The sequence below is a fragment of the Streptomyces malachitofuscus genome (assembly GCF_055571035.1).
Window position 1 is genome coordinate 384869 of sequence record NZ_JBVIGA010000001.1, and the last position, 22180, is coordinate 407048.

Genomic DNA, 22180 nt, shown 5'->3' on the forward strand with positions numbered 1-22180 from the left:
GTCCCTTCAGCCGAGCCGCTTGGCGAACCAGTGCTCGGCGTACGGCTCGGCGTTGTGCGGAGCGGTCTCGGAGTAACCCAGACGGGCGTACAGGGCCCGCGCCTCCACGAGGTCACCGCGCGTGTCGAGGATCATCCGGGTCGCGCCCGCCGCCCGCGCCGCGTCCTCGGCGGCCCGCACCAGCAGCCCGGCCCCGCCCCTGCCCCGCATCCCCTCGTACAGGAACACCCGGGTCAGCTCGGCGGTGGCGCCGTCCAGCAGCCGGAATCCCGCACTCCCGGCCGGCTCACCACCGTACCGGGCGACCAGCAGCCGCCCCCGCGGCGGCGCGAGGTCGGCCCCCGTCCCGGCGGCGATCTCCCGCTCCAGTTCCTCCGGGTCGGTCCGCCGCCCCTCGTGCAGCAGATACCAGCGGTCGCTGACCTCGGTGTAGTACGCCCGCCAGAGCGCGACGGCGACGGGCGAGTCGTACGGTTCCGGGGTGACGGTCCAGGCCATCCGCGCATTCTCGACGACCCGTACGGGGGAGGCGCAAGCGATGTCCGGGGCGCCGGTTCGCGCAGCCCCTCCCGGCCACGCGTCTGCCGAGTCCTGTTGAGTGCCGGGTGCGGCCGGTCGCGCAGTTCCCCGCGCCCCTGAGGGAGTCGTCCAGCCCGGCATGAACAAGGGGGCGTCCGGCGGGACGCCTGCGTCGTGCAGTTTGTGTGCGGGGCTACGGGCAACACGGAGGGGGAACCGGCTCGCGAGGAGTGCCGGTCCGGTTGAGAACGCGGAAGGCATCCATGTCCACTGGCCTGATCATTGCGTTGATCGTGATTGTCGCGGTCGTTGTCGCCGTCGCGGCCGTGCTGACCCTGCGTGCCCGCGGCCCGCGGCACGGCACGAGCCTGAAGCGGCGCTTCGGGCCCGAGTACGACCGTGCCGTGGCCCGCCACGACGGGGACACCAGGGCCGCCGAGCGGGAGCTCGCCGAGCGCGTGGAGCGCCACGGCGACCTGCGCGAACGGCCGTTGGAGCCCGCCGAGCGCGAGCGGTACGAGGCGCGCTGGACGGCCGCCCAGGAGCGGTTCGTCGACGCGCCGCGCGACGCCGTCGCCGAGGCGGACCGGCTGATCGCCGAACTCGCCGGCGCCCGGGGCTTCCCCGCCGACGGCCACTACGAGGACCAGCTCGCCGCGCTGTCCGTGCACCACGCCCACCACGTCGAGGGCTACCGGCGCGTGCACCGGGTGGCCCAGGCGCGCGCGAACGGCGCGCAGGACGGCGGCGCGGGCACCGAGGAGATGCGCGAGGCCATGGTCGAGGCCCGCGCCCTGTTCGAGGAACTGGTCCGTCCGTCCCGGCACGACGGCGGCCACCACCACCGCACCGACGGCGACCGCACGGCCCCGGCCGCCCGGCGCGGCCACCGCACACCGTCCCTGCTCCACCGGCGCCAGGCGAAGGAGAGCTGAACGACATGTCCGACCTGACCCGACGCCCCGACGACACCCCGCCCGTCGAGAGCACCCGCGGCGCGGACACGCGCCGCACCGCCCCCGAAACCGGCCTCGGCACCGACAGCGCGTCGGCCGCCGCGCATCCCGAGGGCACCGCGACCGCGCCCGGCCCGGACGCCCGGGGCAGCGCCTCCGGTATCCGCGAGGACACGGGCACCCGGGACCCCGGCGTGGACACGCGCCGCACCGCCCCCGACACCGGCCTCGGCACCGAGCGCCCGTCGTCCGGCGCGCGTTCCCGGGCCGGTGACGCCTTGCCCGCCACGGGCATGGACGAGCCCGCCCCGGCAGGGACCGGCACCGGTCACGGTACGGGCGGGGAGCACCGGCTCCTCCCGCACGACGACACCGACAAGCTCGCCGCGCAGTTGCAGCACGCCGTGGCCGGGTTCGTCGACGCGCCGCGTGATGCCGTACAGGAGGCCGATCACGTCCTGCGGGAGCTGACCGAACGCTTCACGGACGCCATGAGCGAACGGCGCCGCACCCTGCGCCGGTCCTGGCAGACCCCCGACACCACGGATCCCGGCGCGGGGCAGCACGTCGCGGCGACCGACACCGAGCAACTGCGCCTCGCCCTGCGGGACTACCGCGAGCTGGCGGAACGGTTGCTCCGCGTCTGAAGCCCGGGGCCGTCCCGGCGGTCTCAGCCGGCCCGGCGCTCCCGCCACTGCCGTACGACGTCCTCGACGTCGTACGGCTTCTTGCCCAGCGGGGGGCCGGGCGGCGGCTTGAACATCATGTCGCTGATCTTGGCGTTGATCTCCGTGAGGATCTTCCGGACGATCCGCTCCGACGGAGCCGCGAGGGCCGCCTCCAGCGCGTCCTCCACCTCCTTGCGCAGGGCCAGCGTCGGCGGCAGCACCGAGAACCCCTCGCGGGCCATCTTCCGCTTGACCCACCACAGTTCGTCGTAGGTGCTCTCGACCTCGCGGGGAAGCGGCTTGCCCACCCCGGTCAGCTGCTCGAACTCGCCGCGCGCGTCGGCGTCGCGGATCTGCTTGTCGACCCAGCTCTCGAAGTCGACGCCGGGTGGCTTTCGCTCGGTCATGAGTTCATTGTGCCGGACGCCGCCCAGCCGGGCGTTTTATCATTCGGCGGCGGCGAGCCGATCCGGCCGCCGTGCACGGCCGTTCCGGTCACCGCCGGGCCCGGGCCTCCTCGGCCCGCAGGACGTCTCAGGAGGAGCAGGGTGCTCGAACTCACCATGGCCGCGGTGTCCGCGGCGGAAGCGGGTGCCACGGCGGGCATGCTCATGGCCGACGCGCCCAGCGAACCGGGCGCCGTGCTGCGGGTGGGCCGGGACACGTCGCTGTGCCGCCTGTCGACGCCGGACGACTGGCTGTTCGTCTCGCGCGTCCACCTGGAGTTCAGCTGCGCGCAGGACGGCACCTGGCACCTGACCTGGCTGCGCGGCTCCCTGCCCGAGCCCTCCTCCGAGGTCCGGCTGACCATCGGTGAGTACGCCCACCCGGTCGCCTACGGAGGTACCGTCCCGCTGCCCCGGGGCGGCAGCGGCGAGGTCGTCATCCACGACCGCGCCGCCCCGCGCAGCGTCAACGTGGGCTTCTACCACGAGGTCTGAACCAGCGGCCGATCCGGTGGCTCAGCCGCCGATCCGGTGGCTCAGCGCCGGGAGGCCCTGCGCTGCAGGGCCTCCCGGCGCGAGCGGAGCCGCTTCTGCCGCTTCTGGCTCTCCTTGCGGCGCTGCGCGCGCTCGCGGGCCTCCGGGCTCCTGAGCCCGGTGTGGTCCGGCAGCCGCAGCAGCCCCCACACCACTCCGACGAGCAGGGCGATCGCGAAGATCCCGAGGACCGCCGCCAACGCGGGTGGCAGGTCCGCGACCTGTTCGATCCGTTCCCGGGTGTTCAACCTGGCTCCCCGCCCTCCTCCGCCCCGTGCGGCACCGCACCCTAACAGCGGCGCCCCTCACTGGTGGAAGGCGGAAGCGGCCCGGCCCGGGGACACGGCGCTCACGCCAGCACGCGTGCCAGCGCGAACCCGTCGTAGCCCTTGGTGCCGACGGTCTGGATCGCCGTACCCGTCAGCCTGGGGTGCGTGCCGATCATGTCGAGGGCGGCACGGGTGCCCACCACGTCCGGGTCGGTGTTGTCCGGATCGGCCACCCGGCCGCCCCGGGCGACGTTGTCCAGGACGATCAGGCTGCCCGCGCTGGTCAGCCTGAGCGCCCACTCCATGTAGTGCGGGTTGTTCACCTTGTCCGCGTCGATGAAGACCAGGTCGAACGGCGGCGGGTTCTCGTCCGCCAGCCGCGGCAGCGACTCCAGCGCCGCCCCCACCCGCACCTCCACCTGCTTGTCGAGTCCCGCGCGGGCGATGTTGCGGACGGCGACCTCGGCGTGCCGGGGGTCGTACTCCAGGGAGACCAGCCGCCCGTCGGCGGGCAGGGCCCGGCCCAGCCAGATGGTGCTGTAACCGCCGAGCGTGCCGATCTCCAGGATGTTCCGGGCGCCCTGCACCTGGGCGAGGAGCTGCAGCAGCTTGCCCGCGGGCGCGGAGACCGCAATGGGCGGAAGCCCGGCCGCGTCGCTGTCACGCAGCGCCGCGGCCAGGGCGTCGTCGGGGGCATCGGTCAGGAGGCGGTCGGCGAAGTAGTCGTCCACCGTGCGCCAGACCTGCGAATCGCTCATGCGACTGCACCTTCCGTACGACTAGTTAGCCTGTCTAACCAGTAACGCTGAGAAGATACGCCGCGCGTCCGCTCCCCGTCAGGCGCATTTCCGGTGTGTTCCGGCCGTCCCGGCGGTCTCGGCCGTGCCGGGCTCCAGCGACGGGGGCGAACCCGGCAGCGGGCGTCCCGCCGACTCGGCCATCCGCCACACCGCGAAACCGCCGATCACGGCCGCCGCCATCATGTAGTAGGCGGGCATCATCACGTCGCCGGTCGCGCCGATCAGGGCCGTGACCACCAGCGGGGTCGTGCCGCCGAAGACGGACACCGAGACGTTGAAGCCGATCGACAGCGAGCCGTAGCGCACCCGGGTCGGGAACAGCGCGGGCAGCGCGGCCGGCATGGCGGCGGTGAAGCAGACCAGCAGCAGACCGAGCGCGCCCATGCCGGCGGCGACCGCGAGCAGACCGCCGTCCCGGATCAGCAGCAGCGCAGGCACCGACAGCAGCAGGAAACCGGCACAGCCCGCCGCGATCACCGGACGGCGCCCGACCCGGTCGGTCAGCGCGCCGGCGAACGGCTGGACGATCATCATCAGCACCATCACGCCGAGCACGACGACCAGGCCGTGCGTCGCGTCGTACCCCAGCTCGCCGGTGAGGTAGCTGGGCATGTACGACAGCAGCATGTAGTCGGTGACGTTGAAGACCAGCACCAGGCCCACGCACAGCAGCAGCGCACGCCACTGGCCGGTGATCATCTCCCGCAGCGGCACCTTGGGCCGCTCGTTCTCGGCCTTTTCCACCTCGGCCGCGAACGCCGGGGTCTCCTCCAGGCGCATCCGCAGGTAGAGGCCGATGACGCCCATCGGTCCGGCGATCAGGAACGGGATCCGCCAGCCCCACGACAGCAGGTCGTCCGAGGAGAGCAGGGCGGTCATCAGCGTGACCAGGCCCGCACCGCCGATGTACCCGGCGAGCGTGCCGAACTCCAGCCAGCTGCCGAAGAAGCCGCGCCGCCGGTCGGGGGCGTACTCGGCGATGAAGGTGGAGGCACCCGCGTACTCGCCGCCGGTGGAGAAGCCCTGCACCAGACGGGCGGCCAGCAGCAGGATCGGGGCGCCCACGCCGATCGCGGCGTAGGACGGGATCAGGCCGATCGCGAAGGTGCCCGCGGCCATCATGATCATGGTCAGGGCGAGGACCTTCTGGCGCCCCACGCGGTCGCCGAGCGGGCCGAAGACCATGCCGCCGAGCGGACGGACCAGGAAGGCCGCGGCGAAGGCGCCGAACGTGGACAGCAGCTGGGCGGTGGCGTTGCCCGAGGGGAAGAAGACCTGGCCCAGCGTGACCGCGAGGTAGCTGTAGACACCGAAGTCGAACCATTCCATCGCGTTGCCGAGCGCGGCCGCCTTCACGGCACGCCGGACCAGCGCGGGATCGGTGACGGTGGGGGAGGGGGCGGCACCGGGCGCCGGTGCGGAACCGCCGTTCTCCGGTGCCGGGGAACCGGCCGGGCCGGACGCGGACGGACCAGGGGCGACGGGGGGAGTGGCGACGGGGGCAGTCGACAAGACTCCGCTCGCCTCCTTTCGACGGGGACAGGGACACGGATCCGCGCGGCGGCGCTGTCGGGCGGGCCGAAGAGGCGACGATAGGCGCCGTTGAACCCTCTACGGGCGGTATGCGAAGAGCTGCATACTGCACCGAAATGTGGTGTGTGCAGGCATGCAGCGGTGCGCCGAGCCGCCCGCTCCCATGGCCGGTTGTGATCCTTCTCGCGTCGTCCCGAGGCAACGCCACACGTCGCGGACTATCGTCATTCGGACAAAAGTGAGAGGGCCGTCAGGTGAAGCCGCGGTTTCCTGCGTCCCTGTCCAGGGGTGATGCGAGCCTCATAGGGTGCGCAGAGCAAACCCCCGCGCATGGGACGCGAGGGGCGAAACGGGGCGGGAGGCCGACGAGGCGTGGCGAACGCGGAGCACAGTGGGCGACCGACGGAGGCTCTCGGGGCGACCGCCGTCGGCGGCACCCGGGCACGGCTGCGCGCCGCGCGCCTCGGACTGTGGCTGCTCGCCGCCGTCCTCGCCGTACGCCAGGTCGCCGTCGTCCTGACCACCCCCAGCACGGAACGGCTGACCGCACTCGACACCTGGGTGGGCCCCGAGGGCGTCCTGCACGTCAGCGGCTCCCTCTACGACTCCACCGAGTTCACCGGCACCCCGTTCAGCGGGCTCGTCCTCAAACCCCTCACCCGCCCGGCCGAACAGGCCCTCGGCTGGGGCTGGACCTTCGGCACCCTGTTGCTGGTCGTCGCCCTCGGCCTGATCGCCGCCCGCGCCCTGCCCCAGCCGGTCGGCCGCCGCACCGCGCTCCTCGCCGCACCGGTCGCCATCAGCCTGCTGATGCTGTCGCTGCCGGTCCGCAACACCCTCTGGCTCGGCCAGACCAGCATCATCCCGGTCCTGCTCGTCCTGCTCGGCTGCTTCGTCGCCCACGGGCAGCGCACCAGCGGCGCCCTCATCGGCGTCGCCGCCGCCCTCCAGCCCACCCTCCTCCTCTTCGCCCCGCTGCTGTGGTTCACCGGCCGCCGCCAGGCCGCCACCGCCACCGGCGTCACCTTCGCCGCCACCACCGCGCTCGCCTGGGCCGCGATGCCGCAGGACTCGTACACCTACTGGGTGCACCATCTGGCGGGCACCGGCCTCGGCGGCCCCGCCGACGCCCTCGCCAACCAGTCCCTGCACGGCGCCCTGCTCCGCCTCGGCCTCGAAGGCCCCCTGGAGATCGGTCTCTTCCTCCTCCTCGGCGCCGCCGTCGTGACCCTCGCCCTGAGACGCGCCGTCCGCTACGCCCACGACGGCCAGCTGCTCCTCGCGGTCGCCGTCACCGGCTGCGCCGCCATAGCGGTCGCCCCGACCGCGTGGCAGCACCAACTGCTGTGGGTGCTGCTCACCGCCGTCGGCAGGGTGGGCAAACGCGCCCGCGACCGGATGGTCTGGCCCGTCGCCGTCATCCTGGCGATGACGCTGCCGGCCAAGATGATGCTGCCGAACATGGCGTTCCTCTACCCGGTGCGCGACAACGTCGTCCTCCTCGCCGCCCTGGCCGCCGCCACCGCGGTCCCCTTCCTCTCCCGCACCTCGCCGTACTTCCGCACCCCCATCCCCACCCGGTACGCCGACCCCGTGCCGGCCCGTTTCGCGTTCGTCCCCCTGCTGCCCTTCCTCCGCCGGGTGCTCCTGCGCCCGAACCTCCTCCTCGAGCTCCTGCTGATCCGCGTCACCTACGCCGCGTACGCCAAGGTCCGCCTCGCCGCGACCGGCGGCAGCAACTCGGCGGGCCGCGCCCGCGCCGAGGAACACGGACAACAGATCCTCGACCTCGAACGCCTGCTCCACATGGACATCGAGCACGCCGTCAACCACGCCGTGGTGAAGATCGGCTGGCTGCGGGAGTTCTTCGACTTCTACTACACGTCGTTCCACTTCATCGTCCCGCTGACCGTCCTCGGCCTGCTCCTGTGGCGCCGCCCCGTCGACTACCGCTGGGCCCGCTCGGCACTCGGCTTCGCCACGATCCTCGCCCTGGTCGGCTTCTGGCTCTACCCGCTCGCCCCGCCACGCCTGATGCCGGGCCTCGGCATCATCGACACGGTCCACGGCGTCCAGGACTTCTCCCAGCCGGACTACGGCACCCTCACCCACCTCACCAACCAGTACGCGGCGATGCCGTCCCTGCACTTCGGCTGGTCCCTGTGGTGCGGACTGGTGATCGTGATCCTCGCGCCGAAGCTGTGGATGAAGGCCCTCGGCCTCCTCCACCCCCTCTTCACGGTCGCCGCGATCGTCGCCACCGGCAACCACTGGATCCTGGACGCGGTCGGCGGCGCGGTCGTCGTCGGCGCCGGCTTCGGCCTGACGTACCTCCTCCAGGGCCCACGCGCCCGTACGACGACGGCGGCGGCCGCCGCCGAGGTCAGCAGCGAGCCGCCGGTGCCGGAGAAGGACCGTACTCCGAGCTGATCCGGTACTCGCCGGGCGCGGACACCGTGAGCCGGGTGAACTCGCCCTCCCGGCTCAGACACCCGCCGCCGTCGGCGCGCAGCCAGGGCGAGTGGGCGACCCGCACGGTCACCGCGCCCGGCCGCGACACGCGCAGCACCAGATCGGCGCTGGACGTCCGCACGACGGTCCCTGGCGCGGAGACGAGCGGCACGGCGTCGCGGACCCGGAACACCTGCCAATGGGCGTCGTGCCAGACGGGCAGCAGCCAGTCGGGCCGGCCGTGCCGTATCAGCCGCGCCTCCTCCTCGGCGAACCCGTCGGGCTTGCCGCCCGGCAGCACGACGAACCCCACCGCCCACCGGTCCAGCCACGCCCGGTAGGAGGCGGCGGAGAAGGACCCGTCGTAGAACAGCCGCGCCCGCTCCATGTCCAGCTGCCGGTTCCAGCCGCGCGCGAGATGGAGATGCGGCGCGAGGGCGGACGCCTCCCGGTGGTTGCGCGCGGGGACCACCTCGACGCGGGTGGTGTCGGCACCGAGCCGTTCGAGGGCCTCGACGACGCCCCGGGTCTGGGCGGCCCAGGCGGGTACGGTCGTGGAGACCTTCAGGTCGTCGACGGTCTTCTCGCCCGTCCACGCGACGGAGAACACGAGAACGGCCACCAGCAGACCGCGCCGCAGCGCGCGCATCCGCGGCTGGGCGAGCAGCGCGACGAGGAGGGCGACGGGCGCGGCGTACTCGGCGAACCGTTCGACGTTCGTGCCGATGGGGGACGGCACGAGATACACGGCCACGGTCCCGACGGCGTAGACGACGCCGCTCCACCGGGCTACGCGCCAGGAGGGCGGGGAGAGCAGCGCGACCGCGACCCCGAGGAGCACGGGCGGCCAGATGCGGGCCGCGGGCATCAGCTGCTCACCGTGAAAAGGAAAGAGGAGACTCGTCGCCCCGACGACGGCGGCGGGCGGCAGCAGCAGGGCGAGGGCGCGGCGGGGCCGCCGGTCGAGCAGGTACCCGCCGCCGACGACGGCGAGGAACAGCCCGGCGACCGGGGACGCCATGGTGGCGAGGGCGGCGTAGGAACCGGCGATGACGAGACGTTTCTCCTGGCTCAGGAAGAGAAACGCGGCGAGCCCGAAGGCGACCCCGAGGGCGAAGGTGGTCCGCCCGGAGGCGACGTTGCACCACAGCGCGAGTGCGGCGAGCAGGGCGGGCGCGAGGGGTCTTCGCCGCTCGGCCCGCCGTACGAGTACGGCCGCGATCCAGGTGGCGGCCACCCCGGAGGCGACGGTGAGCCCCCGCACTCCCAGCGCCGCCATCAAGTACGGGGATATGAGGCTGTAGTTGGCCGTGTGCATCCCGCCGTACCAGAACAGGTTGTACGCCGAACTCCCGTGCCGCGTCGCGAAGTCCGCCCATGCCTCCTGCGCCGCGAGGTCCCCGCCGCCGGTGGCGAGGAAGGCCCACCAGAGGGCGTAGAGGGGAAGCGTGGAGAGGGTGGTGAGGAGCGGAACGCGATGGCGCCGGCAGAAGGCACGGAGGGGGCGCCCCCGCTCGAGGGTCGTGTCCGCGTGCTGGATCAGGGCGAGTTCGGCAGGGGGCACGATCACGTAGACGTGGAACGGTGGTGGGGCGTTTACTGCCGCCCGTACGGGGTCTCCCGTTCGCTGCGACCAAGTGGCCCGACGGCCACCTCACTCATCGGCCTCCACCGCACACTCGAACCACACGGTCTTGCCACCGCAAGGCTCAGGATCAACACCCCACTTATCGGCAACCGCAGCGAGCAGCACGAGTCCGCGCCCGTTCTCGGCACAGGGCGCCGACGCCATCGGGACACGCGGCAACTGACTGCTCCCGTCCGCCACTTCCACGCGCACTCCGCCCGGCTGCCGCAGCAACAGCAGCGCACAGCGCCGGTCGGGAACATGGCGTACGACATTGGCGAGCAGTTCGGTCACGCCCAGCTCCACGGCGTCGGACAGCTCGGCCATCTCCCACTCGCCCAGGAACGACCGCACGATGCGCCGGACATGCCGCGCCGAGTGCTCACCGACGGTCAGCCGCATCGTGTACCGGTCGCTGCGCGGGGCGAGGGCGGTGAGGGGAGCGAGGGCGCTGAGGGGAATGTGTGCGTTCACACCTCAAGGCTGACCTCCGCTGACTACGCTCGGCTACGGAACGAATACAACCGGTCCCGCTGTGGGCCGAGTTGCGCGAGAGGGGCTCCCCGTGACCCACATCAACGTCCTCGACCCGGGCGCGTCACCGCTGGACTACTACGGCTTCGAACTCCGCCGCCACAGAGAGGCCGCCGGCCTGACACAGCGGCAACTGGGGGACATCGTGAACTACACGGGCTCGTTGGTGGGCCAGATCGAGACGGCGCGGAAGCTGCCGACGCAGGAGTTCAGCGAGCGGGTGGACGCGGCGCTGGGCACGGGTGGACTGCTGTCCCGGCTGGTCACGCTGGTGATGCGAAGCCAACTTCCCGGGTGGTTTCAGCAGGTGGCGGAGCTGGAGTCACGGGCCATCGAAATCTGTACGTTCCAGACGCACATGATCCACGGCCTCCTTCAAACCACGGCCTACGCCCGTGCGGTGCTCGGGGCTCTGGACCACACCGATCTCGATGACAGGACGGCTGTACGACTGGCTCGACAACGGATCTTCAAGAGGGAGCAGCCCCCGGTCCTCTGGATGGTCGTCAGCGAGGCCGCGCTTCGTCAGGAAGTCGGCGGCGCCGGGGTCATGCGGGAGCAACTGACCAGGTTGTTGTCGTGCGAGGGCAGTCGCTGGATCAACGTCCAGGTGCTGCCCTTCTCGGCCGGAGTACACGCCGGCCTGCAAGGCTCATTCAACCTCTACCGCTTCGATCGGGACCCGGCCATCGTCTACACCGAGGGGTACGGCAGCGGGCATCCGACCGCCAACCCGGACACCGTCAGGGACTGCTCGCTCCGTTACGATCACCTCCAGGCCGCTGCTCTCTCCCTCAGGGAGTCGGCCGGGCTGATCCGACGGGTGATGGAGGAGCGCTATGGAGAGCAACCTGGTGGGGGTCCTGTGGCGTAAGTCGAGCTACAGCGGTGACCAGGGCGGCGATTGCGTCGAAGTGGCAACAACCCCCACCCACATAGCCCTTCGCGACTCCAAGACCCCGACGGAGGCGACCGTCACGGCCACCCCCGCCGCCTTCGCCGCGTTCCTCAACTGGACGGCCACCGCGAAACGGCCCTGATGGACCACTTCTCACGCTCCTGGGCGGCCCTGCTCACCGCAGTCGCCGACCTCCCGGACGAGGCCTTCGCACTGATCCCCCGCCTGGCAGCCGCGTACGGCGACCCGGCCCTGCTGCAGTTCCACACGGACGTGCTCCTGATCGGTACCGGACGCCGTACGGCGACCGTCGAGGAGAGAACCGCGCTGGGTGGCCTGGCCGAGAGGATCCCGCTCATCCTCGGCTGAGCTCCGGCCTGGGCAGGGTCGCTGCATAACCGAGTGAACGCAGGTCTGCGTCAGCGGGGCAGCTTTGTTGCCTTCCCGAATCTATGCCAAGCCGGAGGAAGGGCCGTTGCCCGGCGGGGCCTCTACCGCCGTCGGCGTAGTACGCCCTGCCATCAAGTCCTTGAACTCTTGCACCTCACGCAGCACCGCCAGGCAATCCTCGTTCCGCGCCTCCTCCTTGTCATGCTCGGTCGGCAGTGCATACCTTAGGTGGCGGATTGCCTCTGTAATCCGGCCGGACCATTGCCGTTCGATGAAACACTCGAGGCATGCGTTCTCGTAGGCGACCCGGGGGACGAGGCTTTTTTCCGGATACTTGGGGCGAGTCGAGTTCTGCAAAGCGTCGACGTCTGATTCAAGCACGTCGGCGAGCTGCTTCATCTGTTCAACGAATACTGTCAGCCTCGGATTGCGTTTCTTTTTGACCGCTTCCAGATCTTGTTGAAGCAATTGCACCTGCCTCCGAGCCTTGGTGAGTTCATCGCCGGGCCTCGGCTTCGGGTACTTCTTGTGTGTGTGCAGGTTGATCCAATGAGCCGTGCTGCGATACAAGGCACGGATGCGGAGCGGCGTGGGAGTTTGCATCTGTGGCAGATTCTCGATCTCCCGATCCAGGTCATCCGCAAACTGTGCGTAGGCCGGGTCGCCACGCGCAGTTCTTTCTTGGAGTGCGAGTAGGTACTCGAAGCGGGCCAACGCATTACCGGGGTCTTCGTTGACCGCTTGGGCCAGAAGGCCTGTGCGTAGATCGGCGTCGTCAATCAGCGACTTGGTCGTGGCGATGACCTGAAGCGTGACGCTTTTCCAGCTCCGCGCCCCATACACCCCATCACGGCCAATGCGCAGGTGTCTCCGGCTCAGGTACACGAGAATGAAGGCTGCTGCCCCAGTCAGTAGTTGAGCTTTGGCCTGATCCCTTTGTGCTTCTTCCTCCACGAGGGGGAGTCCGAGGTCCTGACGACTGAAGATGGTGCTCTCCGCATGGATGCCGTTGCGCGACAGAGTGATGGCCACACGGTTGACATCAACGATGTTCGCCCGGGCACGCCACGTCATGTCAGGTCGTACGGCGAAGAACAGGCTGGACAACGTACCAATGACGGGTCCTGCGGGCAGTGCACTCAGTGCTTCGCCTGATAGTGCACTGCCCAGAGGCGTCCGGTTGGCGGAAGTGAGAAGGTGGCGTGGTGACTCGGCTCCCAGGGTCTGCAAACGGGCCAGTAGATAGTCGGTCGCTGCGGCATCCGTCTCCCCTTGTGGCGTCTGTACAGCGACCTGAAGACGCAAGTTCTGCCCCAGTACGGCTCCTGTCAGCAGCACTCCGTACAGCGTCAGAACCGCGTACGCAAGCAGGATTTCCAGATCTGGGTCGTTCGGGAGGAAGGCGGCGACGGTCAGCCCTGCGCCGCCGATGAAACCCATGGACCCCAAAAGGCGGTACCAGTGTTTCAACGGATTTCCGGTCTCCCACCGATCACGGAGGTAGCCCGTGACGGCAACCCATGCCACTGCAAGGACAGTCAGGCCGAAGAGAACGGAGCCTACCCAGATTGCGGGCTCTGGCACGGCCTCCTGTGCGTCGAATGGGCGGAGCATTGGATAGACCGGAAGCATGACCGAGTTACCCACGAGCATAACTAGACCAGCGAGCCCCATTGTCCATCGCAGCCATGAGGGCCACTCCACCGCGTCCACCCTGACCAGCAATCCGGACAAGAGGCCGCTGGCGGACACTGAAACAGCTAGAGAAATGAGGGTGGGCACCATGAGCTGCACAGCTAGAAGCAGCCAGTTGTCGTAGAAGTTCTTCCATCTCAACTTGGCGCCTGCATTGCGGTCGAGTTCCTCAATTTTTGCCAACTCTTCGAGCGCCGCAGCGTTACCTACATCTTGCTGCAACGCATCCGTGAACTTCTCCTGAGCAGCAGAGACATCCCCTTCTCGGAGGAGTTGCCGCCCGTCTGCAACGTCCGTCCTCGCCTGACGTAGTCGATCGTCGACCATCTTCAGACCGTCGGCCATGCACGACAAGGGCTCGCCGTTCACCTTGAGTTTGTATAGGTTCGCCGCCTCAGCCAGATTCCCCTTCTCTGCAAGCTCCTCCGCCACGGCACAAACATGGGCCGGATCGGCTGCCTGGGCAGAGCCCCCAAGCACGGCCGCCCACAGGACCACCACCGCAACGCCGTACCGACCGAAGGGGAGGAATGTGCGTCTCTTCGGTGACATCACCTGCTTCTCCATGCAGCTCATACCGCAAGGACAACGCATCCCCGCAGCGCCGGCCCGTCCGGACAAGCAAGAGGAAGAAAATGATCACTCGGAGGGGGGATGGGTCTGGACTGCCGGTCTGTCGACCCCGGGCTCATAACATCGGAGCCATATATCATTGAACGTTTTCAGCGTTGCCTCTCCAGGGTGAGGACGGCTGCGGCGATTGACGTACGGTGCCACCGCCGCACTCATACGTCAGGGTGCAGAACCGCCTTGGGTGGTACGCCCTTGAGATTCGGGCTTCGCCTGCGCAAGAGAGGTGTCCTCGGGAACACTGCCGGTCAGATGGATCGAACGCTGCCGCCTGGGGGGCGGGGGTGGAGGGGGAGATCGTGGCGAAGGTGACGTTGTACGAGGCGTTGGCGGAGCTCCGTACCGAGTTGTACAAGGCTGCGGACGCCGGCCCCAATGAGCAGTTCCGGTTCGACGTGGAGCAGGTTGAGCTCTGTCTTGAGGTCGAGTTCCGCAAGGACAGTAACGGCAAGGTCAACGTCGAGGTAGGCGCGTTCGGCACCAAGGGCAGCGTGGAGGCCGGGGGCGGGGGCGGGAGCACGCACCGGCAGACACTGACCTTGACCCTGCATGTCCGCGACGAGGCTCTCGGCGGACAGCCCGCCCGTATCCGCCGGCACGATGTGCCCGGCGGGGAGCCGGGGGCCGACACCCCGCCCGGCGGCGACTCCTGACCCGGCAACCACCCAGGAGGCGAGACACAGACGGGGTACGGGAGAACGACGATGGATGCTCAAAGGGCGGTCTACATCAAGCCCGATCAGCCCGTAGGCGGGTCGGGATCGGGTTACCTCATCGGGCCTCGGCTGGTGCTGACCGCACTCCACGTTGTCCACGATGGTGGTGTTCGTGCGGCCGGCGCGACCGTGTGGGTCGGACACCCCCGCACCGACACCGGAGTCCACAAGCGCTCCGCCACGGTCATCTGGCCAGCCTGGGACGCAGGCCTCGACGGTCCGGGAGTGCCGGACGTCGCGCTGCTGCATCTCGATCAGGACGCCGATGCGGGCCTGACTACGGCGGTGCAGTGGGGCCGGCCCCAGGGCGGCACTCCCCTGGTCTACTCCGGGATCGGGATTCCGGCATTCTCTTCCAGCGCGGATGGTGCCGTGCAGTACGAGAACCTCCGCGGAGAACTCGCTCCTCTGACCACCGCGGGCAGACGCTGGGTCCTCGACTGCACGGTCTGGCCCGCCGCCGCGCAGCAGAAGGAACGCCCCTGGGCCGGTGCCTCCGGCGCCGCCATCTTCATCCGCAGGCACCTCGTCGGTGTCGCCGTCGAGTACGGCACCGGTATGGGGGAACGACGCCTCACCGCCGAACCCGTCCACCGGCTCCTCAACGACCCCGGGCTCGCCGCTGCGCTGGCCAAGCACGGCTTCCCCGGCACCCGGCCCACCGCCGACGACATCACCACCCCTACCGGTGAAACGACCGCGGTGGCGTGGCCGCATCAGGTCGGAGTCATCCCCCGGCAGGCCGACTGCTTCCAGCACCGCGGAGCGGCCGAGGAACTGCAGGAGGCGATGGCCGACGGGGGCGCGGCGGCGCCGAGCCAGGTACTGGTCGGCACTGGCGGGGTCGGCAAGACCCAGCTCGCCGCCCACTACGCCCGTCAGTATTGGGCCAAGAGCGCGGTGGATCTGGTGGTGTGGGTGACCGCCACCACCCGTGAAGCGATCATCGGAGCTTACGCTCAGGCCGCTGTGGAAATCCTCGATGTCGATCCCGCCCGCCCGGAGCAGGCCGCGCAAACCTTCTTAGCTTGGCTGGAACCCAAACAGTTCGGCGACGAGGGCAGCCGCAGCCCCCGGTGGCTTGTCGTTCTGGACGACCTTGCCGACCCCGCCGACCTGCGCGGTCTCTGGCCGCCCACCAGCCCGAGCGGCAACACCCTGATCACCACCCGCCGCCGGGATGCCTCCCTCACCGGTCCCGGACGCCGTCTGATCCAGGTCGGTCTGTTCACCCCGCAGGAGTCCACCGCCTATCTCACCACGACCCTGGTAGCCCACGGCCGCCATGAGCCCGCCGAGCAGCTCGCCGCCCTGGCCGGCGACCTCGGACACCTGCCGCTGGCCTTGTCCCAAGCGGCCGCTTATCTCATCGAGGCAGGGCTTGACTGCGCCACCTACCGCACCCGGCTGGCCGACCGCACCCTCGCCGACGTGCTTCCCGACTCCTCGGGGCTGCCCGACGACCAGGCCACCACCGTGGCCGCCGCCTGGTCCCTGTCCATCGAACGCGCCGACACGATGCGCCCCGTGAGGCTGGCCCGTCCGATGCTCCAGCTCGCCGCGTTGCTCGATCCCAACGGCATCCCCCACACCGTCCTGACCAGCTCGCCCGTCCTCACCTACCTCACTGAACACTCCGCACAGGCATCTGATGCCGACCGGACGCAGGTGACAGCCGAGGAGGCGGAAGGTGCGCTGGGGGCCCTGCGCCGCCTCAGTCTGATCGACCATGCCCCCGACATCCCCCACCAGGCTGTGCACGTCCACCAGCTCATCCAGCGCGCCGTCCGCGACCGGATGCCCGCCGACCAGCGCGACCGGCTCGCCCGCACCGCTGCCGATGCCCTGCTCGCGGCCTGGCCCGCCATCTACCGCGACACCGTCCTCATCCAGGCCCTGCGCGCCAACACCGACGCCCTCACCCAGCACGCCGGGGACTCCTTGTACAAGGAAGGCATTCACGACGTTCTGTTCCGCACTGGGAACAGTCTGGGGACAACGGGTCAGGCCAGCGCCGCCATGAACCACTTTGCCCAGGTGACTGAGCAGGCCCTGGACCGACTCGGCCGGGACCATCCTGACACCCTCGTGGCCCGCAACCACCTCAGCGTCTGGGTGGGGTACGCAGGGCACGAATCCACCGCCGTACGCCTTTTCACGGACCTGGTGGCCGACATGAACCGTGTACTGGGTCCAGCACACGCCACAACCCTCATGGCCCGCAACAATCTCGTTCACTGGCTAGGGCAGACGGGCGATGTGGCCAGTGCCTCGGCCGCCGCCCTCAAACTTGTGTCGCTCCAGCATCAGACCCTCGGCCCCGAGCACCCCGCCACCCTCGTCACACGCAACAACCTGGCTGCCTTGCTCGGATACAGCGGCGATGCGGCCGAGGCCGCGAAGATCTTCGCGCAGCTGATCCCCGTACGCGAGCGGGTACTGGGCCCCGATCACCCGCACACCCTCGCGACCCGGCACAACCTCGCCCACTGGCAGGGCGAAGCCGGGGACGCGGCCGGTGCCAGGGCCACCCTGGCCGAACTGCTGCCGCTTCGCGAGCGGGTACAGGGTCCGGACCACCCCGACACCCTCCTCACCCGGGCGGATATGGCCGTCTGGCAGGGCAGAGCGGGCGATGAGTCTGGTGCGGCAACCGTTTTTGCCGAACTGCTGCCCGATCTGACGCGGGTGCTGGGCCCGGAGCACCCGCACACCCTGGCTGCCCGCGACCGCCTTGCCCTTGGGCGGGGAAGCGCGGCGGATGCGGCCGAAACCGACGACGAACCGCCCGACGCCCGCGAGCCGTAACCAGACCCGGACCCGCCCCACAGGTGTCGGTGGCGCAGTTCGCGCAGTCCGTAATCCGGTGGCCCCCATCGCCGCAGCCGTCCACCTGGGGACGGCTCTCCGCGGCAGGGATACAGCGTGGCCGGCCTCGCCCCACCAACGACATGTGGATCGCCGCGATCGCGCTTACGTACGACCTGCCGCCGGCCACTCTCAACGTCAAGGATGACGAGGACTTCCGGCTGCATCACGGCCTGCGCGTCCTCGGCGCCGAGTAGCAGTCATCTCCCATGGCGAAGGCGGCGGCCCCGGGGATCTTGGGGTCGCCGCCTTCGGTATGGGGGGGTGTGGGACTGTCAGTACCAGTGGTTGGCCTGCCAGAAGGACCAGGCGTCGCAGGCGCTGCCGTAGCGGTCCTTCATGTAGTCCAGGCCCCACTTGATCTGGGTCGCGGGGTTGGTCTTCCAGTCGGAGCCGGCCGAGGCCATCTTGGAGGCCGGCAGGGCCTGGACCAGGCCGTAGGCGCCGCTGGATGCGTTGGTGGCGGTGGGGTTCCAACCGCTCTCGTGCTGGACGATCTTCGAGAAGCACTGGAACTCGGCCGAGTTGCCGATCATCTTCTTCGCGGTCGCCTGGGCCGAGGACGCGCTCGTCGGGGCCGCGGCCTGGGCGGGCGCGGCGGCGATCAGGGTGCCGCAGGTGGCGGCGACCAGGGCGGCACCGGCGAGGGTCTTCTTCGGGGCGGAGACGGTGCGGAGGAAGGAAGCGGCGGACACAGGCGGCCTTTCGGTCGGGAGTAGGTCGGTCGCTCTACGCCGTGCCGGAAGCCGTGGTGTGCGGCGGGGGCATGCGTCGGCGCCGCGACCCGGGTGGGTACGTCGGCGCCTGGCGACTGCTCCACGGAAACAAATCCCGGGATTGCCCGCAAAGGTCCCTTTTACTACCGAAGGTCGGAGGGAGTGGTTCGAGGTATGGGGGTGCCTTGGGGTGCCTTGGGTGGTTTCTACGGTGCCGCGTCGTATGTGATGCGGGTCATGTGGGGTGCTTCACCGTCTTGGGCACGGGGTGTGCGTGAGGGGTTACGCAGGGGTGTCCTTGAATGTGACGGGCGCCTCGAACGCCGCCCTGCGCGTGGCTCGGCGGAGGGCCTTGAGGACGGGGGTGCCCAGGGTGAGGGTCAGGGCGATGGTGACGAGGGCGCGGCCCAGGTCCCAGCCGAGGGACGTCGCCAGGCAGTACGCGAGGAAGCGAGCCAGGTTGGTGGGGAGCGACGCGTCGGGGGAGAAGGAGATGTTCGAGGCCAGGGCCGACATGAAGGGCCAGCCCGCCATGTTCATCACGGTGCCGTAGGCGAACGCCGCCAGAAAGCCGTACGCGGCGAGCATCCAGACCTCCGCGCGGCCGCGCAGGCGGTCGGCGCCCGGCAGGAAACCCGCGCCCATCGTGAACCAGCCCATCGCCAGCATCTGGAACGGCAGCCAGGGGCCGACACCGCCCGTGAGCAGCGCGGACGCGAACATCGTCACCGAGCCGAGGACGAAGCCGAAGCCCGGTCCGAGCACCCGGCCACTGAGGACCATGAGGAAGAACATGGGTTCCAGGCCGGCCGTACCCGCGCCGATGGGGCGTAGGGCTGCGCCGGTCGCCGCGAGGACGCCCAGCATCGCCACCGCCTTCGGGCCGAGGCCCGACTCCGAGATCGTCGCCGCCACGACGGCCACGAGGAGGACCAGGAGGCCCGCGAAGAGCCACGGCGCGTCCTGGGCGTGGGCGTTCAGGGTGGAGCTGGGCGGGGCCAGGAAGGGCCAGCCGAAGCCGGCCACGCCCACCGCGCTGACCAGGGCGAGGGCCAGCCAGGAGCGGGGGCCCAGGCGGATGGCCCGGGCCTGGCGGTCCGTGCGCGTCGTGAGCGTCGTCATCGCAGAGCCTCCCGGACCTGGGAGACCGTGAGCCAGCGCTGCGGGGCCAGGATCTTCGCCACCTGGGGCGCGAAGGACGGGGACGCCACGACCACCTCCGCCGACGGGCCGTCCGCGATCACCTCGCCCTCGGCGAGGAGGACCACCCGGTGCGCGAGTTCCGCCGCCAGTTCCACGTCGTGCGTGGCCATCACGATGGCGTGGCCCTCGGAGGCCAGTCCGCGGAGGATCTTCACCAGGCGGGCCTTCGCCGCGTAGTCCAGGCCGCGGGTCGGTTCGTCGAGGAGCAGCAGGGGTGGGCGGGAGGTCAGGACCACCGCCAGGGCCAGGGTCAGGCGCTGGCCCTCGGACAGGTCGCGGGGGTGGGTGTCGTCGGCCACCGAGGGGAGGAGCTCGGTGAGGAGGGCGCGGCAGGTGCCGGGGGGTGCCTCCGCGTCGCGGTCGGCGGCCGCGCACTCGGCGGCGACCGTGTCGGCGTAGAGGAGGTCGCGGGGCTCCTGGGGGACCAGGCCGACCCGGCGGACCAGATCACGGGGGCGGGCGCGGTGCGGTATCGCGTCGCCGGTGCGGACCGAGCCCGAGGCGGGGGCGACCAGCCCCACCAGGGCGCTGAGCAGCGTCGACTTGCCCGCGCCGTTGCGGCCCATGAGGGCGATCGTCTCGCCGGGGGTGACGGTGAGGTCGACATCGCGCAGGGCCTGGACGCGGTCGCGGCGTACGGCCAGGGAGCGGACCTCGGCCACGGGGGCAGTAGTCATGGCGTGGTCCGGCTTGGTGCGCTTGAACAGGCGGCGAGTGGGGGGTGGGGGCGTGGGGTTGTGCTGCGGCTCGGGCTCGTGGCCGGCCAGGCGGGTGCGCAACGGGGCCGCCTTGCGGCGGGCGTCGCGGACCGTCAGGGGGAGGGGGGACCAGTCGGCCAGGCGGCCCAGGCCGACCACCGGGGGGTAGACGGGGGAGACCGCCATCACCTCCGCCGGGGTGCCGAGCCAGGGGCGCTCGCCGGGGCCCGGCAGCAGCACCACCTGGTCGGCGTACTGGATGACGCGTTCCAGACGGTGCTCCGCCATGAGGACCGTGGTGCCGAGGTCGTGGACCAGGCGCTGGAGGACCGCCAGGACCTCCTCGGCCGCCGCCGGGTCGAGTGCGGAGGTCGGTTCGTCGAGGACCAGGACCCGTGGGTGGGGGGTGAGGACCGAGCCGATCGCGACACGCTGTTGCTGGCCGCCGGAGAGGGTGGAGATGGGGCGGTTGCGGAGATCGGCGAGGCCGAGGAGGTCCAGGGTTTCCTCGACCCTGCGGCGCATCACGTCGGGGGCCAGGCCCAGCGACTCCATGCCGTACGCGAGTTCGTCCTCCACCGTGTCCGTCACGAAGTGGGAGAGCGGGTCCTGGCCCACCGTGCCCACGACGTCGGCGAGTTCGCGCGGCTTGTGGGTGCGGGTGTCGCGGCCCGCGACGGTGACCCTGCCGTGCAGGGTGCCGCCGGTGAAGTGCGGGACCAGGCCGCTCACCGCGCCCAGAATCGTCGACTTGCCCACGCCGGACGGGCCGACGAGCAGGACCAGTTCGCCCTCCGGGACCTCGAAGTCGACGTCGTGGACGGCGGGTTCCGGCACGCCGTCGTACGTCACCGACACGTTCTCGAAGCGGATCACGTCGTCGGCTCCTTGTGGGTGAGCACGGGGGCGGGGGTGACGAAGGCTGGGAGGAGGCCGATCAGGACGGCCGCCGCCGGCCACAGGGGGAGGGTGGGGGCGACGAGCGGGACCACACCGGGGTGCAGGGCCGCCGGGTCGCGGGACGCCGCCAGGGTCAGCAGGGCCGCCACGGCGACTCCGGACGCGGTGACCAGCCAGGCCCGGGCGTCCCACGGGTCCGGGCGGTAGCGGGTGCGCAGGGTGCGGCGGCCGCCGAGCCAGAGGCCCGCGAGGGCGGAGGCCAGGCCGGCGAGGAGGACGGGGACGCCGTAGGTGCCGCCCTCGGCGGTCAGGAGTCCGTACGTTCCCGCGCAGACGCCGAGCAGACCGCCGAGGGTGAGGGCGGCGGTGGTACGGCGGACGGCGGGCGGGACCTCGGCGGTACGGCCGTATCCGCGCGCGTCCATCGCGGCGGCGAGGGCGACGGAGCGCTCCAACGCGCCCTCCAGGACCGGCAGTCCTACGTGCAGGAGCCCGCGGATGCCCTTGTCGGGGCGGCCGCGCAGTCGGCGGGCGGCGCGGAGGCGCTGGACGTCGGCGATGAGGTTCGGGGCGAAGGTGAGCGCCACGACCACCGCCACACCGAGCTCGTAGAGGGCGCCGGGGAGGGACTTGAGGAGGCGGGAGGGGTTGGCCAGGGCGTTCGCCGCGCCCACGCAGATGAGGAGCGTGGCGAGGCGGAGGGCGTCGTAGAGGGCGAAGGTGAGGGCCTCGGCGGTGACCTTGCCGCCGAGGCGGATGCCCTGGGCCCAGTCGGGGAGGGGGACTTCGGGGAGGTGCACGAGCACGTGCGTGCCGGGGATGGGGGAGCCGAGGATCACTGCGAAGGCGAGGCGGATGAGGAGGACGGCGGCGGCGAGCTTGACGAAGGCGCCGTAGGAGCGGGACCAGGGGGTGTTCGGGCGGCGGGTCGCCACCACGTAGGCGGAGGTGGTGATGAGGAGGGTGAGGAGGAGGGGGTTGGTGGTGCGGGTGGCGGCGGTGCCGAGGGCGAGGGACCAGAGCCACCATGCGCCGGGGTGCAGGGACGCGTGCGCCGGCTTTGGCTGGGCGGGGGTGGGGTGCTCTGCCGGCGATTGCCGAGTGCCGCTGCGCCCACCCGTGCCGCCCC

General features: G+C 70.7%; 21 protein-coding genes. 9 read left to right on the forward strand and 12 right to left on the reverse strand.

The annotated features are described in order from the left end of the window. Positions 1-6: 6 nt before the first annotated feature. Positions 7-498, reverse strand: a complete 492-nt coding sequence (locus tag ACZ44S_RS01715) for a GNAT family N-acetyltransferase (protein WP_466923221.1) — start codon at positions 496-498, stop codon at positions 7-9. A 284-nt stretch (positions 499-782) separates the two neighbouring features. Here ACZ44S_RS01715 and ACZ44S_RS01720 point away from each other — a divergent pair, with 284 nt between their 5' ends. Then, positions 783-1454 (forward strand): hypothetical protein, encoded by a 672-nt coding sequence (locus ACZ44S_RS01720; RefSeq protein ID WP_466923224.1) that lies wholly within the window; start codon positions 783-785, stop codon positions 1452-1454. 5 nt (positions 1455-1459) lie between these two features. Further along, complete coding sequence (locus tag ACZ44S_RS01725) at positions 1460-2122, forward strand: hypothetical protein (protein WP_466923227.1); 663 nt, start codon at positions 1460-1462, stop codon at positions 2120-2122. Between the two features lie 23 nt (positions 2123-2145). Here ACZ44S_RS01725 and ACZ44S_RS01730 read toward each other — a convergent pair whose 3' ends face one another. Continuing rightward, the gene (locus ACZ44S_RS01730; RefSeq protein ID WP_466923230.1) at positions 2146-2550 is read right to left on the reverse strand and encodes a DnaJ family domain-containing protein; all 405 of its coding nucleotides are present in this window, start codon (positions 2548-2550) and stop codon (positions 2146-2148) included. Positions 2551-2691: 141 nt separating this feature from the next. On the opposite strand from ACZ44S_RS01730, the gene ACZ44S_RS01735 reads away from it, so the two are divergent. After that, positions 2692-3084 (forward strand): hypothetical protein, encoded by a 393-nt coding sequence (locus ACZ44S_RS01735; RefSeq protein WP_466923233.1) that lies wholly within the window; start codon positions 2692-2694, stop codon positions 3082-3084. A gap of 41 nt (positions 3085-3125) precedes the next feature. Here the strand turns inward: ACZ44S_RS01735 and ACZ44S_RS01740 are convergent, their stop codons facing one another. From ACZ44S_RS01740 to ACZ44S_RS01750, 3 genes are all read right to left on the reverse strand, one after another. Continuing rightward, positions 3126-3371, reverse strand: a complete 246-nt coding sequence (locus ACZ44S_RS01740; protein ID WP_466923235.1) for a hypothetical protein — start codon at positions 3369-3371, stop codon at positions 3126-3128. Positions 3372-3472: 101 nt separating this feature from the next. Further along, entirely contained in the window at positions 3473-4150 is a 678-nt protein-coding gene (locus ACZ44S_RS01745; protein ID WP_466923238.1) for an O-methyltransferase, read from the reverse strand. 78 nt (positions 4151-4228) lie between these two features. After that, positions 4229-5704 carry an MFS transporter gene (locus ACZ44S_RS01750; RefSeq protein WP_466923241.1) on the reverse strand — a complete coding sequence of 492 codons (1476 nt, stop codon included), beginning with the start codon at positions 5702-5704 and terminating at the stop codon, positions 4229-4231. A 393-nt stretch (positions 5705-6097) separates the two neighbouring features. Here ACZ44S_RS01750 and ACZ44S_RS01755 point away from each other — a divergent pair, with 393 nt between their 5' ends. After that, on the forward strand, positions 6098-8155 hold the full coding sequence (locus ACZ44S_RS01755) for a bifunctional glycosyltransferase 87/phosphatase PAP2 family protein (RefSeq protein ID WP_466923243.1): 2058 nt from the start codon (positions 6098-6100) through the stop codon (positions 8153-8155). Here ACZ44S_RS01755 and ACZ44S_RS01760 read toward each other — a convergent pair. After that, a complete protein-coding gene (locus ACZ44S_RS01760; RefSeq protein ID WP_466923638.1) occupies positions 8109-9740 on the reverse strand; it encodes a hypothetical protein in 1632 nt (543 codons plus the stop codon). The genes ACZ44S_RS01755 and ACZ44S_RS01760 overlap by 47 nt on opposite strands. A gap of 90 nt (positions 9741-9830) precedes the next feature. After that, a complete protein-coding gene (locus ACZ44S_RS01765; protein ID WP_466923640.1) occupies positions 9831-10205 on the reverse strand; it encodes an ATP-binding protein in 375 nt (124 codons plus the stop codon). A gap of 163 nt (positions 10206-10368) precedes the next feature. On the opposite strand from ACZ44S_RS01765, the gene ACZ44S_RS01770 reads away from it, so the two are divergent. Genes ACZ44S_RS01770 through ACZ44S_RS01780 form a run of 3 tightly spaced genes read left to right on the forward strand, consistent with a single transcriptional unit; the run spans position 10369 to position 11604 of the window. After that, positions 10369-11211, forward strand: a complete 843-nt coding sequence (locus ACZ44S_RS01770) for a helix-turn-helix domain-containing protein (RefSeq protein WP_466923246.1) — start codon at positions 10369-10371, stop codon at positions 11209-11211. Beyond that, on the forward strand, positions 11177-11377 hold the full coding sequence (locus ACZ44S_RS01775) for a DUF397 domain-containing protein (protein ID WP_466923249.1): 201 nt from the start codon (positions 11177-11179) through the stop codon (positions 11375-11377). Before ACZ44S_RS01770 ends, ACZ44S_RS01775 begins: the two co-directional genes overlap by 35 nt. Beyond that, on the forward strand, positions 11377-11604 hold the full coding sequence (locus ACZ44S_RS01780) for a hypothetical protein (protein WP_466923252.1): 228 nt from the start codon (positions 11377-11379) through the stop codon (positions 11602-11604). The genes ACZ44S_RS01775 and ACZ44S_RS01780 overlap by 1 nt, the downstream gene beginning before the upstream one ends. A gap of 81 nt (positions 11605-11685) precedes the next feature. Here the strand turns inward: ACZ44S_RS01780 and ACZ44S_RS01785 are convergent, their stop codons facing one another. Then, the gene (locus ACZ44S_RS01785; protein ID WP_466923255.1) at positions 11686-13887 is read right to left on the reverse strand and encodes a hypothetical protein; all 2202 of its coding nucleotides are present in this window, start codon (positions 13885-13887) and stop codon (positions 11686-11688) included. A gap of 362 nt (positions 13888-14249) precedes the next feature. Between ACZ44S_RS01785 and ACZ44S_RS01790 the strand changes: the two genes are divergently transcribed. Continuing rightward, positions 14250-14603 (forward strand): trypco2 family protein, encoded by a 354-nt coding sequence (locus ACZ44S_RS01790; RefSeq protein WP_466923258.1) that lies wholly within the window; start codon positions 14250-14252, stop codon positions 14601-14603. Positions 14604-14654: 51 nt separating this feature from the next. Further along, positions 14655-17474, forward strand: coding sequence for a tetratricopeptide repeat protein (locus ACZ44S_RS01795; protein WP_466923261.1), 2820 nt, complete (start codon positions 14655-14657; stop codon positions 17472-17474). 335 nt (positions 17475-17809) lie between these two features. On the opposite strand, the gene ACZ44S_RS01800 is transcribed toward ACZ44S_RS01795, so the two are convergent. From ACZ44S_RS01800 to ACZ44S_RS01815, 4 genes are all read right to left on the reverse strand, one after another. After that, the gene (locus ACZ44S_RS01800) at positions 17810-18229 is read right to left on the reverse strand and encodes an aggregation-promoting factor C-terminal-like domain-containing protein (RefSeq protein WP_466923264.1); all 420 of its coding nucleotides are present in this window, start codon (positions 18227-18229) and stop codon (positions 17810-17812) included. A gap of 303 nt (positions 18230-18532) precedes the next feature. Further along, on the reverse strand, positions 18533-19372 hold the full coding sequence (locus ACZ44S_RS01805; protein WP_466923267.1) for an ECF transporter S component: 840 nt from the start codon (positions 19370-19372) through the stop codon (positions 18533-18535). After that, positions 19369-21027 carry an ABC transporter ATP-binding protein gene (locus ACZ44S_RS01810; protein ID WP_466923270.1) on the reverse strand — a complete coding sequence of 553 codons (1659 nt, stop codon included), beginning with the start codon at positions 21025-21027 and terminating at the stop codon, positions 19369-19371. The genes ACZ44S_RS01805 and ACZ44S_RS01810 overlap by 4 nt, the downstream gene beginning before the upstream one ends. Continuing rightward, positions 21024-22094: an energy-coupling factor transporter transmembrane component T gene (locus ACZ44S_RS01815; protein ID WP_466923643.1), complete on the reverse strand. Its 1071-nt coding sequence runs from the start codon at positions 22092-22094 to the stop codon at positions 21024-21026. Before ACZ44S_RS01815 ends, ACZ44S_RS01810 begins: the two co-directional genes overlap by 4 nt. Positions 22095-22180 lie beyond the last annotated feature (86 nt).